The 13,220-nt window shown below is 61.8% G+C and carries 7 protein-coding genes; 6 read left to right on the forward strand and 1 reads right to left on the reverse strand.

Annotated elements, in window-relative coordinates; translation table 11 throughout:
• Positions 1–2: 2 nt before the first annotated feature.
• From IVA74_RS09190 to IVA74_RS09210, 5 genes are all read left to right on the forward strand, one after another.
• Positions 3–8,309, forward strand: a complete 8,307-nt coding sequence (locus IVA74_RS09190) for a hypothetical protein (protein WP_247341928.1) — start codon at positions 3–5, stop codon at positions 8,307–8,309.
• A gap of 5 nt (positions 8,310–8,314) precedes the next feature.
• The gene (locus tag IVA74_RS09195) at positions 8,315–9,280 is read left to right on the forward strand and encodes a hypothetical protein (RefSeq protein WP_247341932.1); all 966 of its coding nucleotides are present in this window, start codon (positions 8,315–8,317) and stop codon (positions 9,278–9,280) included.
• Positions 9,281–9,406: 126 nt separating this feature from the next.
• Positions 9,407–10,003, forward strand: coding sequence for a hypothetical protein (locus IVA74_RS09200; RefSeq protein WP_247341935.1), 597 nt, complete (start codon positions 9,407–9,409; stop codon positions 10,001–10,003).
• A gap of 122 nt (positions 10,004–10,125) precedes the next feature.
• The gene (locus tag IVA74_RS09205; RefSeq protein WP_247341938.1) at positions 10,126–10,464 is read left to right on the forward strand and encodes a hypothetical protein; all 339 of its coding nucleotides are present in this window, start codon (positions 10,126–10,128) and stop codon (positions 10,462–10,464) included.
• Between the two features lie 122 nt (positions 10,465–10,586).
• Positions 10,587–11,228, forward strand: coding sequence for a hypothetical protein (locus IVA74_RS09210; protein WP_247341941.1), 642 nt, complete (start codon positions 10,587–10,589; stop codon positions 11,226–11,228).
• A gap of 37 nt (positions 11,229–11,265) precedes the next feature.
• Here the strand turns inward: IVA74_RS09210 and IVA74_RS09215 are convergent, their stop codons facing one another.
• Positions 11,266–11,529 carry a hypothetical protein gene (locus IVA74_RS09215; RefSeq protein WP_247341943.1) on the reverse strand — a complete coding sequence of 88 codons (264 nt, stop codon included), beginning with the start codon at positions 11,527–11,529 and terminating at the stop codon, positions 11,266–11,268.
• 662 nt (positions 11,530–12,191) lie between these two features.
• Here IVA74_RS09215 and IVA74_RS09220 point away from each other — a divergent pair.
• On the forward strand, positions 12,192–13,142 hold the full coding sequence (locus tag IVA74_RS09220) for a zincin-like metallopeptidase domain-containing protein (protein ID WP_247341946.1): 951 nt from the start codon (positions 12,192–12,194) through the stop codon (positions 13,140–13,142).
• Positions 13,143–13,220: the final 78 nt, after the last annotated feature.

A 13,220-nucleotide genomic window follows, 5' to 3' on the forward strand; every position in this document is an offset into this window, starting at 1 on the left:
CCATGGCGGAAACCACCGACCTTCGCACCATCAGGCTTGTGGGACCGAAGCAGCCGCTCAAGGCCTCGAACGAATTGGCCGACTTCTGCTGGAGCGCCGAACTCGCGCTGTCCTATCTCGGACCGAGCCGCACGGACCTTTCGATCGTCAATTCGACACCGGGATTGCGCGTGCTGCTGCAGGATCCGGAATCGGACAAGGTCAAGAGACAGATCGATATCAAGATCGACGACGCTGGCGGGACGGTGCAGGACAAGGTGTCGCTGCGCGTGCCCTATCTGTTGGCGGCAAACGCGCAGGCCCGGCAGGACCCGGATTCCAAGTCAAGTTCGAAGCTCTGGATCGCCGACAATACCAACCCCTACACCATCTTTGCGGCGAAGCCCGATTTCAAGCCGGATGTCGGGACGGATACCCGCGGCTTTTCGCATCTCCTGGTGGCGCCGCTCGATCGTTGGCCGACGCCGCAGAAATCGCGCGAGATCGAAATGCCGCGGTTAGCGCTTGCCGCCAACCGGATTCGTGTCCTGGTCAACGCCAAGGGCGGGACCAGCACCAGCCCGCTGGGCTTCCTTCGTCTCGTCAAGCAGCCGGCCGACACCGTCGCAGCCTTCTTGGGCATCGCGGACGGCGTCACCGCGCCCTCCAAGCTGCCAAGGGTCGAACTGCCCGCGGTCAGCCTCAACGGCTCCGCCGAAGGGCCGTTCGTTGCGCTGGATCTGACGCCCGACGGCATCGAGTTTCGCGGCACGATCGTCAACCCGCTGCGTGCGTTCGACGAGACCGCCGTACCGGTCCGCATCAATGTGGTTCTGCGCCTTGTCTGCATCGTCGACCCGCTGCGGCCGACCAAGACGCGATGGACACTCGAACTGGTGCGCGAGGAAGACGATAGCAACGCCACCACCGGGATCGGCAGGCGGATCCGCGACGCGCTGGGCAGAGTGAGATCCGAGATGCGGCCCGGTGTCGGCAACCCGGTCTTTCTCGATATCAACACGGTCGCCGATGACCTCGCGGTACGCTGGCCGCTGACGCTGCAGGACAACGCGCTGCAACTCCCCGGCACGAGCGCGGATGTATGGAGCATGTGGGTCGATCGCGCGGCGCTCCGAACCAGCCTGGCCGGAACACCGGTGCGGGGCGGCGAATTGCCGACCGAGGTCGCGATTGTAGCCAACCGCCTCGAGCTCAATGGCTCCAAGGGCAGTGTTGGCCTCATACTCGACGCGGACCGCCGCGAAGCGGCGTCACAGGACGGCAAGCCGGACGACATTGCGGGGCCGCGAGTTACGCTCGGCGCGAGAACCACGATCAGTGCGAGGCCGGAGGCCGGCAAGACCGTTGTCAACTGGTTCGTCGACCAGAAGCGCCTCGCGCGCAGGCTGGTGGAGCGTTACGCCAAGGCGGGCGTGCAGCCTGATGCCGCCAAGAGAACCTATGCTTTCCTTCCGCTCACCGACGGATGGCTGCAGCTGCCGTTCGATTTGCCGAAACCCGATTCGGATGCCACCGCGTTGGGCTTGTCGGGTGCCGCCTCCGACTCGATCGGTTTCGCCGGCGCGGTCGACTATGTCCTCGACGACGGGACGTTCGGGGACGGGCCGGTCGGCCGCCGGATATCGATTGCCGCCGCGGACTATGTCCGGGTCGACGCGACCCTCAAGCAAGGCAAGCTCACTACCGTCAAGGTCGAACTCAAAGGCGCGGCGGGCACGGCAGACGGCCTGCTGTGGCTGGCGGCCGGAAGTCCCACGGCTGAAAACATTCTGCCTGGCTTTGGCGCCGGACCGGCGGCGTTGGAGAGCCCGGCGCTGACCTTCTCGCGCAAGACCGCTGCAACCGGAGAACTCTTAGGGATCACCTCGGGAGTGTTCACCCCCGGCAAGGCTGTTGAATTCTCGATCCCGAAGGGTGGCGCTCCGGCTCCGGCCTATGTCTGGCAAGGCTATTCCGAGATGCCTTTCGTCACCGCCATTGGAATCACGCGAACCTCGGAAAGCTCGGGGCTTCCTTCGTCCACGCGCGACCTGCTTTGCAGGGAACTCGATCGCACCCAGTTCGACATCACGCTCAAATACGACGGCATTCGCGGCATTCCCGCACTCACGCTCGCGAAACCGGTGAACGAACTGCCGCTGGCGGGCAAGAAGCTGTTGCCGAACGTGCCGCTTGTTCCGGTCACCTTGCCCGGCATCGAGATGAAGCCGGCCGCCGCCGCCTACGCCGGCTTGCAGACCCGGTTGCGCTTCGATCTTCCGATCCTCGATGAACTGTTCGCCACCACGCGCCTTCCGGAGAAGCCGCCGGTGCCGTCGAACGATGCACCCGCGCCGCAGCCGCCTCCCGACCTGCCGACATCGCTCGATTTCGACTCCCTGCTGCTGGCCTGGCAAAAGGCGGTCGACCGGCTCGATCTGTCGCGCGTGCAGATTGCGAGCGCGTTCGAATTCTCCGGCCAAAGCGGGGCGGTTGAGATCAAGACCATGATCGAAGGGATCACGTGGTCAACAAACTTCGCGCTCGAGTCGGCAAGCGACATTGGCGGAAGCAAATACGCGTTCGGCACCTATGCGCTTGGCAGCAGGCGATTCCAGGGACGCACTGCGCTCGAAGGGCTGACGGAGACGACGTTCGATCACATTCATGACGTCGCGAACGGAGACGGCGATCGCGTCAAGATCATCGGCTTCGCCGCGCCGCTTCGCAATCAGAAGTTCGATGGATTGCCGCTGTGGCGCGATACCCGCGCCGCACTGATGGCGAGCATGCCGACGACCGACAAGTTCGGCGACGAGCCAAACGGCATCCTGTTTCGAGAAGCCGGCTACTTCCTGCGAACAGGCGGTGCCGTGCAGGGGACGACGTCGCGCTATTCGTGCACGACCATCTTCGAGCCGGTCGAGATTGTCACGGCAAATGACAAGCGCAAGCTGGCTCTCTGGTTTCGGGACCTTCCGCTGGAAGCGACGGCGGGCGGCAAGTCGCTGGTGGACGACCCCGGCGGGCCAGAGCTCAGCATCGGTCCGCGCCAGGAGGCGTTCGACGCCGAGCAGCTGCCGCGGGCGCTGTACGAGTGGCGAGTTTGCAACGATGCGGCAACGCCGCCGGAGCAGGCGTTGCCGAAGAGCGCCTATGATTTCGATATCGGACCGCTGCGGTTGCGGCCGCTCCGATTGCTGGACCTGAGCGTCAGCAAGCAGTCCGGCAACTGGCAAATCGACTCCGCCAAGATCGTCTTTACGGCATCGCTGCGCTCAAGCCTGGCGAGGACGAGCGATCGTGGCCCGTTCGAGCCGGAGCTCGCCTATGCGACCGGAAATCTTGTCGCGGTTTTGTTAAGTCTTGTCACGGTTTCGGTGGACGGAAAGGACCGCAAGCTGCTGAAGTTCTCGGAATGGGAGGACGTTCAGGTTGCCACCTCCGAGCCGGCCGCGGGCAAGGCGGCTGTCACGGCCGGCGGCCTGGCATCGGTCTCGTTCCGGATGGCGGCCGTGCGAACGAAGCTCGGCAGCGCGCAGGAATCTGTCGGCAACACCACCGCCAAATTGACCCTGAACATCAAGCAGGCCGCCGGTGAGGGAGGCGTTCCCCAGTTCGGCGCCGCATCGCTTGAGACCGTGCTGTTCGGCTGCAGCGTCGCTCTGACCAACGGCACGGTCACGCAGCCCGCAGGCAAGACTCTCGCCGTCGAGTTCAGGGCGCCGGTGGACGCCAACCCGGCGAATTTCAGCGGCGTGAAGCTCGACACCATCAAGCTGGAGATTGCCGACAAGCCTGAAGCTGGCGAAGAGTCGGCGTGGACGTTGTTCCTGCAGGGGACGTTGGCGATATCCGCCAACGACCCCCAGCCGAAAGCGGCGCCGCCGAGCACAGGCAAGAACGTGGTCGTATACACGCTTGGTGGCGCGCTGCGGTGGCTCAACCAGCAGATCACGGCGGCGACGGTCGCCATCGATCACCAGCGCGGTGTGATGACCTGCCGTATCGACGCGGGGCAATCGAAGCTGCAACCGATCGTCGGGTTGATTGCAGAGCAGGGCTCGGTGCGAGGCATCCTGATGGTGGCGGTTGCTCCGCGCATGCCGACTGACCCACAATTTCGATTCCGATCCTTCTCGGGCTTCGGTGAGCTCAATTTGCTCTCCGAGAAAGGACCGCTGCAGCGGTTCGATCACATGATCGCCGGACAGGAGCGGCGTTCCGGGCAGGAGCCGCCGTGGTCTTCCGAAATCACTGTCGATCTCGTGCTGGAGAAGCGCCTCAGCCGGATTCGATGGCCGATCAAGAGCCTGCCGGATAACGTCAAGACAATCGATAACAAGGATGTAAAGCTGGAAAATCTCGGCGCCCGGCTGACGGGGGCAGCCTTGCGCGGCGAGTTGAAGGCGTTCGACGATGCAAGTGCGCTCACCCACAGCTTCACCACCTCCGTGAAGGGGCAGGCCATCGAAACCGATGCGCTCGACGCAAACGGCGCCAGCCTGGTCAAGCCATGGTCGTTCCACGCGGTGACCGAGCATACCGTCAATGATGGGGCGCAAAGACAGCTGACCTGGATGTCGCTCGATCATGTCAGCGCAGTCGATGCGCGCGCCCTGGTGAGCGCGGCGAAGGCTGCGACGAAGCTGCCGCCGGCGGCGACCGACCGTATGTTCGCGTTTGCGCCCCGCTACAAGTTGATCGACGACACGCACGAAAACGACGCGATTGCCGTCAAGGCTGGGCTGGTGTTGCGTGCATTTGCCCAGGCCGGTTTCCCGGTCGAGGCAATGGCGCGGGCGATTGCCGACAAGTTCAAGACCAAGGACCCCGGCGATGCAATCGTCGTCAGCGGCGCCGGGCCGGCGATCGTCCAGACATCGGACCAGAAGGAAGGACCGTTCTGGCCCGCCGCTGCGCCGGCTTACATTTCCAGCGATTCCCAAGGTGTTGTGCTTGCTCTGCCCTGGATCGGTGCGGTGGACGATTCGTACAAGCTCGACGGCCTGATCGAGAAGTTCTGTCAGGCGCCGAGCACGGGTATCGCCAAATGGGATGCTGGCGACGCCGATTGGGCCGTCGGATCGCCGACGCCGCTCGAGCGCAAATCCGTTCCGGTTCAGGCGGTCGGAAGCGCCAGCGACGAAATAAGGGCGCTGCTTGGGCGCGCAATGGGAAATGCCGGCGAGAAGGATGCCAACCGGGCCTTGGCGGCCGTCGAACAGCTGTTCCTTCGCCTCTCGAGCGGCGGCGGGACACTCGGCGAACGGCCGATGTGGTTGCGCAGCTTGCTGGCGCTGCGAACGGTCTGGGACAAAGTACCCAGTGACGACAAGCGGCCGTTTGCCGAGCGCGTCACCACGGTACTGTCATCCGGAAAAGCCGACGGCAGGGCCGCTCGCGTCAGGCTCAAGCGACGCGATGAGGCTCCCGACAAGCTTCCGTTGATCCTCGCCCGGCGGGGCGTGCTCGTCGCCATCGACCGCAACGTCACGCGCTTCGAGGAATTACCTCCGGGGGAGGGCCAGCCCCAAGGCGTCAAGGACGCCGCGCTGGGACGCGCGCGTCAGGTGGCGCGCGCCGACCGTCTGGTCAGCGAGGCGGTCGCCATCGTCGTCATTGCCGAAACGCAGCGCCGCGACATCGGTGCAGGCGAATTGTGGATCGAGGTCGACGTACCGCGCGATCCCGATAATTCCGTGCTCGACATGCCGATCAAGATTGATCCGTCCGATCGCCTCTATGCCTCTCCCGCGCTGGGCTGGCCGACCAGGGACGGAACAAGGGCCGCTGCCTCGGGTGCATTGGGGATGGGCGGCGACTGGCCGTTCCAGGATATCGTTCCCAAACCAGATCCGGTTCCTCCCGCATCCGAACATGACAAGGACGACGTCAAACGCTACGGCTCCGGCCTGTCGGGACGTGCCGCCAGCATTTCCCTGCCGGCGCGCGCTGACCGCGATAGCCGGTTGACGGACGAGGACGTCGATACGATCTCGCCAACATTCTATACGCTTTCGCGCAAGATGATTTTTGATCGCCCAAGTTCTGCTCATCTGCCCCTGGTGTCGCCTCCGGCACGCTATCTGACCTCTTCCGAGGCGCGCGCGGTCGTGCCGGTTGCGCGAGAGCTCAGGTCTGCGCTAGCGCGAGTCGTCAAGGGGAAGGCGGCGCCGATCGTCCCGCCGCACCTGGAGCGCATCACCTTCGGCTTGCGCCCCGGGACGATCCAGGCTGAATTCGACACGCTGCTGTTTACGGACGGACTCTTCACCCCGCCGGCGCAGCCGCAACCGCAGCCGCAGGAGGACATGAGCGGCGACACGTCGCGATATGGCCGCCCAGGGCATGGCGGGCCGCGGCTGCTGCGCCAGTTGCGGCCGCCGCGTGCGCCGACGCTGCCGCGGGTGCCGAAGAAGTTCGTCGAGACGCACGGACGGCGCACCTTCGTCGAACTCGACGATCTCGACAGTGAAGGAGGCTTTCCCGCGCCTTTCCGGGTGTTCGAGGGTGTGGCCACCGTGCTGCGCAAGGGCAACAAGAGCTACCGGATTCGCGTGCTGGATACGCCGCTCGTGCCGGAATGGAACCTGCCGGCGTTCGGTGACTGGAAGCAGGGCAATGTGACGCTTGAGGTCACTTCGCCGAGCTTTACTGCCGATAACGATGAGTTGGCGAAGGCTCTTGCGAATCTCGGCTTGCTGCGCGGCAAGCCCGGATTGTACGCCGCGTTGTCGATCGACCGATCGGTCGTGACGTTCAACAAGGCCAGATGGTCGAAGGTCGGGAAAGACGCCATCAGGCTTACACTGCATGCCGACGACATAGCGGGTGCCCAGGCGCGGCTGGATGCAGTGGATGGCGACTCCGTCGTCGCGCTGATGCTGCAATGTGGCCAGGACAGCGAGAGCGCGAAGCTACCCGATCAGGACAAGGTCTTTGATCTCGGAGCGGCTGGCTCGAACGATCCGGACTCCTTGAAGGATCTCGTTGCAGAGACCCGTCGTCAATTCGCACTGCGCCTGCCGGTTCGCCCGACATCGCGACCAAGCGTAAAGATCGACACCTCCACACTCGTATTCGCCGATCCCTCCTACGATCGCGCGTTGTGTGGTCCAGGGGCGTCCGACACGCAGCGTGACAACAACGGTAAGTCCTGGAAAGTCGGACTCGATCGATTTGAGTATGGCAGCGATACGCCGCTATATTTGGCGTTCGGCAGGATCGACGAAAAGACCGGCACATTTGGCAATGGCACCGCCGTCATTAAGGAGCCTCTCCTGCTGGTGCAGCGTCAACGGCAAAGCGGAAAAGATGGCGCGGATACGGCCGTCGAGCCGTTGTCCATCGCCGGCATAAAAGTCGGCAAAGTCGTGACGATGCCGGACGGGAAGCTATGTCCTGGCTACGTCGTAGCCGCACGGCAGGCCTATGCAATCTCGTTCGATCAATTGCGCAGCAACAACCAGCCTGTAACGCTCGAAGATGGCGACGAAATCGTCGTCTCGATCTCATTCACTCAGAACGAACCGGACCCAGGTGATCCCAACCTCAAGAAGGACGTACTGCGGACCCTGTCTGCACGAGCCAAGGTCGTTCCGCGCCCGGTCATTGCACCGCCGCCGGCGGTCTACAGCCTTGTGGTGCCGCAAGGCCCGTCCGTTGCGCGGGTCGCGTTGCACGCCACCGCACCGTTGCCGCAGCGGATCGAATTCCCTGAGTTGCTCGATGACCTTGCGATCGGTTTCATTCGCCGCCGCGCCCTGTTCGTCTGGCCGATGGGCGATTTGCCGGCCCGGTCGCCGGATTCGTCCACGCTTCTGAAAGTCGATCGGGCCGGCGGCGGACAGTTGCCGGAGAGTCCGCCCGACATCCGCTCGCGCCTGCCGCTGCCTGCGCTCGACCGCGTCATCTGCGCGGGACACGTCTTCGGCCTGACGCAGCTACTTGCGGGTACCGATACAAAGCTTGCCGAGGCCCGCCGCTTCATCGCCGGCGTCGCCTACGGGCGCGGAGGCAGCGGCATGCCTCCGGCGAAAATCCCATCTGCCGCCGATCTCGGGGATCCGCAAACCAAGGTGGTCTGGGATTTCTGCTTGGCGGCTGCCGACGCTGCCGCCGGCGATGACCTCGGCAACTGCCTGAACTTCGCGATCTGGTATTCGGACGATGGGGGCAAGACGCCATCCAAGAAGCCGTCGCGGCTTCCGGACGATTGGCCGTACGACCAGGCCGACAAGGTCAAGGACAACTGGGGTCCGTTTGTCAGCCCGGCCGCGCCGGCCGGAAACAACATATTTGTCATGAAATACTGTGGCGTGACCTGAGGGATATGCCGACGCAACGAGGATCAGCGTATCGTATTTTCGGTCTTCTCGCGGTTTGCCTGATGTTGGTCTGCTCGGGGACCATCGTCGCTTATGCGTACGATCAGACCGTGCCGCTTGAAGTCGAGCGAGGGGCCTCCCGCACCATCGATGCTTTGGAATACGGCAAGATACCAGGTGGAAAGGTGGATACAGCTACCGTTGACGATCCGAATCTCGGTTCATCCGTAGTCAAAGACGGCAAATGGATTACCTACACAGCAGCAGACAAAATAGGCGTCGCCACGGTCACTTATAAAGGCACCGATGTTAATGATAAGGCATTCCAAGGAGAGATCAAATTTTCGAATGTGTCTCCGAAACGAATTGTCACGTATGATTTAAGCCGCGTGGCCGGCGTGCTTGGAGTAATCCTGGTCTTGGTGATAGTCCTCGAAATCGGCCTGTCGACGCTCTTCAACTGGAAATATTTTCAGGAGCATTTGCAAGACAAGGGTTTGCGAACGCCTATCGCGATCGCGGTTTCTGGCTACTTCGTTTATCACTACCAACTGGACACAATCGCAGACCTGCTCAGTTCATTCACCGATAGGCAGGTGCCGTTCGCACGAACGACTCCAGGATACTTCATCACTGCTTTCATCGTCGCCGGTGGAAGCAGCACGGTCTATGAGTTGTTCCGGAAATTTGGAATTCGTACGCCATTCGAGCCGCCGGCGCAGATTGTCGTCGAGTTCAAGCGTCAGAACGTGCCCTCTGACCGGCCCGTGAATGTGTCGATCGATGGCAAACTGGTGGCGACAGTTGCAGCGGACACAAGCCGCTTTCCGAAGGACGGCAGTTACGATCTCGATGCGGGCTCCCACGAAATCGAGCTTGAGGCGCCCGACGCGACCGGCGCGCCGAAGAAGGTAAAACAGGTCGTGAATGTTGCGCCGGCGGCGGACGTAAAGGTGACAATAACGATATAGCTCGCCGACAGAATCGAACGATAGAGATCAATCGTCCGGAGCGCGTCGTGGCGATGCAAATCCAGGACAATCGAATGCGTCGCGCGAAACAGCCGGGAACTTCTCGATGGAAATGAGGTGATCATCATGGCAAAGGCTCGCAAGAAAGCGGCGAAGAAGTCAGTCGCCAAAAAGAAGGCAGCGAAAAAAGGATCGTCAGCCAAAAGGAGGGCCGTTACCCGCAAGAAGCCTGCCAAGAAGAAACGCGCGCTGGGACTACGTGGCGCAAGCCGTTTCGTTGCCGTGGCGGCTGGACTGGACAAAGAGACTTGCGCCGGACATGTTTTTGGCGAAACGAGTGTCTTGTCCAATAACGCTGCCAAACTGGCGGAGGCCAGACGTTTCATCGCCGGCGTTGCATACAAGCGCAACGGAACGGGTATGGCTCCGGCGAAAATCCCGACTGAGGACGAGCTCAAGAATCCAAATACCAAAGCGATTTGGGATCGGTGTCTGCAAGCGGCCGGAGACGCTGCAGGCGACGACGTTGGGACCTGCAAGCACTTTGTGGTCTGGTTTTCGGATGACGACGGTAAGACGCCTTCAAAGCAGCCATCGCGCATTACTGATGACTGGCCTTACGATCAGGCAGACAAGATCAAGGGTAGTTGGGGGCCGTTCGTTAGCCCTGTTACACCGAAGGGGAATAATATATTCGTCATCAAATATTGCGGCGTCCCATAAGAGCTGAGCGGTTTGCAGCTATCGAAGGACTGCACCCACGGGTGCCCAACGTGAAGTCGGCTAGTTGAAGCCGCGGCAGCCGGAAAATTGAACCGCGCAAAGAACATTGAGGAGCATCAATTATGTCTAAATTGTTTGTATTGCATCTGACCTGTACGGAGCCGCCCGATAATCTCGGCAAGGAAGCGGATCTGCTTATAGCGCCAGATCATGGCCCGTGGTTTGAGCGGGAATCAACTTGGAATTGTCCCGAACGACAAGTGGTTTTCTTCAATACGCGAGGCGGCGCATACGCGGCTGGTGGCAATCCCAATCTGCTCAAGATCGATGGAACGACAGGCGTCGGCTCAGTTAATGGGTTTGATGCAGGTTCGGCTCATGTGGGTACAAGCGGCTCAGGTCACAGTCGCGAGACGCTCGCCGACTTCAAGTGGACGGTGACAGAGATTCGGAACATCTAGTGCGTGGGAGAGACAAAAAAGTGGGGCGAGCTGGGCAACTGCCTCGCCCGCCAGCACAGGTGCGTAAAGCGATCTCGGAGATAACTTGTGGCAACTGGCAAGCAAATGTTGGGATACCTTCCATGAACTGGAAACGAAGGATCGTGACGTTGTCACAATGGGCGACGTTATCTGTTGCATTGCTGTTATTGCCCACGATGGCAATAGGCCAATCTGGACAAGACGTCCGACAGCGCTGCGCGCAACTGACCAAGGAATCTGGTCAATATAGTCGGTGGAACACGGATGGGGGCTGGGAGTTCAGACGCAAATGGGAGAGACTAACAGCAAACCTATCTGTGGAGATTGTTCGTTTGGCGACGTTTAAGATGGATTGGGAGACTCGCGAGATGCCATCCGAATTGCCGAAACTTAAGATTACGTGCAGTGGGGGCGAAGCGTCTGTGGAGCTCATATTTGAACGCTGGGCGACGGTGCGCCCTGACAAGGTTGAAGTTGTTCTGAGCTGGGATGGCGAGGCGCCTAATCTTGAGACCGATTGGATCGGTATTAATCAATCGATCTGGCCCGGCCACCTCGGAGGATCGACGCCACGCGATAAAGCCTTGCAAACGGAGTTAGCGAAAAAGCTGTTCAATTCATCCAGACTCGACGTTTGTACATCCGATCGAAGCGGCGTGATGATGACTGAACATTTTGATCTTGATGGGATGAAAGAGCGAGGTGTCGAAGTTTTACAAATGTGTGATCTAAATCGCCAGTAGTTGAACTAGGTTGGCATCGTGCTCGGCGCCGGTCCTTCTAATCAGCAGGACATTCTGGGCAGGTATCACCGATCGAGTTGAGCACGTCGCGAACCTCGGCCGCCGCTGCATCGGGGGAGACACCTGCCGGCGGGTCTCCACGGGCGATATCGAAGGCCCGCTCACGTGCATGCGGATCGGCGCGTTCCTGCATCCAACCGTGCTCCTCGCACTCGCGGATGGCGCCCGCTTCCTGGAGCACGTCAATAGCCCATCCGCGCAGCGTCCGTATCGCCGGCCTTCGTGCACTTGTCATCAGCATGGAAATGGCTCCCTGATACGGCGAATCATTTTGTCCGTCATTCGTTCCGGCTGCTAACACATGGCTGGGATTCGCAACGGCGGGAGCTCAAGGTTTGGTTCGAATCTTTGACGCGCAGACACCCCGTCCCTGAACTTAGTCTTCCTGGCTTTTTGTTTGGACGCGTCCGCTGGCCGCGGACCGGGCTCTCGTGAACCGTGCCGCTTCGCGTCACGGCCATCCGGCTTCGATCCCTCGCGCGATCACGAGTCGCTCGCCGGAGGCACTCGCCCTCGGGCCCGCCGTCATTTCATTCCGGCGTCGCTATCACTGCCCTTCGTTCGGGTGCCTTCTTAACCGGTCTCGCGACTGCACTCGGTCCCGGGTCCTGCCGCTATCGCGTCGGCGCTATGCTGACCCCTCCTGCGGGTGCCTCTTTCTGCTGCCTGCGCTTCGCTCCGGCGCTTTTCGGTGCTTCCCCGCGACCGCTTTGTCGGCTGCACTGAAGCCCGCGTCGCGGGTCGTCACCCTTTCGGGGCGTCCATCCTGTCAAAAAGACAGTCGCGCGAATGCGCAGTCCATTTCCTCGTCACCGCCGTTGAGAGTGAGAGTGCAGGCCGGATCTGCCGCGACGGGTTGAAGATCGGAGGAGAGGCTTCCGGTGCCCGTCGCGGAGGACCGCGATGTCTGGACATACCGCCCGAGTTCGTGCCGGCAACGACCGCGCGAGCCTTTACACCGAAATCACAGACAAGATTATCACCGAGCTGGAGGCTGGCCGTATCCCGTGGGTGCAGCCATGGGGGACGGCGGCGATCAAGGCGCCGCTCGCGACGCCGCGCAACGCGTCGACGCAGCGCGGATATTCCGGGATTAATGTGCTGATCCTATGGGGGTCCGTCATCGAGCACGGTTTTTCCGGACAGAGCTGGCTCACTTTTCGCCAGGCGCTCGGGCTTGGCGGCCATGTCAGGAAGGGCGAACGGGGAACGATCGTCGTCTATGCCGATCGCTTCACCCCGGACGACGAACGTCGGCGCGCCGCGGAGGCCGGTGAAGAGCCGGGTGCCATCCCGTTTCTCAAGCGTTTTACCGTCTTCAACATGGACCAGTGCGATGGCTTGCCCGAAGGGGTCGCTGCCTCGGCCATCCCGCCGCCACCAGATCAGATTGAGCCACGAGCCGAGGCGTTAATCGCTGCCACCGGCGCGGATTTCCGCATCGGCGGTGCGCGCGCCTACTACAACACGACGGGCGATTTCGTGCAGGTCCCACCGCTGGCTGCTTATTTCGAGCCGATCAACTGGCACCGGACCGCATTTCATGAACTCGGTCATTGGACCGGCCAGGCGTCCCGCCTCAACCGCGACCACTCGGGTTCGTTCGGCTCAAAATCGTACGCGCGCGAAGAACTGGTCGCCGAAATGGCGGGTGCCTTCGTTTGTGCTTCGCTCGGCATCGTGCCGACCGTGCGCCACGCCGACTATATCGGTTCCTGGCTGGAGGTGCTGCGCGAGGATAATCGCGCCGTCGTGCGCGCCGCCAGCGCGGCATCGAAGGCCGCCGATTTCCTGCTCGCCTTTCTGCCGCCCGGGATCGATTCCGGCGTTGAGGGCAACGAGGAGGCCGCGTGATGCATCCGCACGTCGTTTCAGTGTCCGCCTTCAGTTGGTGCGGCGTCGTCAGAGAGTGAGAGGAGCGCCGGCTTGTCT

It is taken from the genome of Bradyrhizobium sp. 132 (genome assembly GCF_023074185.1).
In the GTDB taxonomy this organism is placed as follows: domain Bacteria; phylum Pseudomonadota; class Alphaproteobacteria; order Rhizobiales; family Xanthobacteraceae; genus Bradyrhizobium.

What these genes read in the sequence shown, in the direction of transcription:
- IVA74_RS09190 (WP_247341928.1), top strand. Translation starts at nt 3, where the DNA reads ATGGCGGAAACCACCGACCTTCGCACCATCAGGCTTGTGGGACCGAAG.
- IVA74_RS09195 (WP_247341932.1), top strand. Translation starts at nt 8,315, where the DNA reads ATGCCGACGCAACGAGGATCAGCGTATCGTATTTTCGGTCTTCTCGCG.
- IVA74_RS09200 (WP_247341935.1), top strand. Translation starts at nt 9,407, where the DNA reads ATGGCAAAGGCTCGCAAGAAAGCGGCGAAGAAGTCAGTCGCCAAAAAG.
- IVA74_RS09205 (WP_247341938.1), top strand. Translation starts at nt 10,126, where the DNA reads ATGTCTAAATTGTTTGTATTGCATCTGACCTGTACGGAGCCGCCCGAT.
- IVA74_RS09210 (WP_247341941.1), top strand. Translation starts at nt 10,587, where the DNA reads ATGAACTGGAAACGAAGGATCGTGACGTTGTCACAATGGGCGACGTTA.
- IVA74_RS09215 (WP_247341943.1), bottom strand. Translation starts at nt 11,529, where the DNA reads ATGCTGATGACAAGTGCACGAAGGCCGGCGATACGGACGCTGCGCGGA.
- IVA74_RS09220 (WP_247341946.1), top strand. Translation starts at nt 12,192, where the DNA reads ATGTCTGGACATACCGCCCGAGTTCGTGCCGGCAACGACCGCGCGAGC.